At 37.0% G+C, this 211-nt stretch carries 1 protein-coding gene; it reads left to right on the forward strand.

Going from position 1 to position 211, the window contains the following annotated elements; all coding sequences use genetic code 11:
• On the forward strand, positions 1–211 hold a 211-nt coding region (locus tag KA909_RS13625), incomplete at both ends, for a phage tail tape measure protein (RefSeq protein WP_210130335.1).

Here is a 211-nt window from a genome sequence, read left to right on the forward strand (position 1 = left end):
AGTTGATTTAGGTGCTAAAACTTCACTCTCTGCTTCAGAAGTAGCAAAGGGCATGGAAGAATTAGCAGCATTAGGTATGAATACTAACCAAATAATGAAAGCTATGCCTGGTGTTATTAGTGCAGCAGAAGCAAGTGGTTCAGATTTAGCAACAACTGCCACAATTATGGCTTCATCTTTAAACTCATTTAACTTAAAAGCTTCTGATTCA

It is taken from the genome of Staphylococcus sp. GDX8P54P (genome assembly GCF_017893165.1).
Classification (GTDB): domain Bacteria; phylum Bacillota; class Bacilli; order Staphylococcales; family Staphylococcaceae; genus Staphylococcus; species Staphylococcus borealis.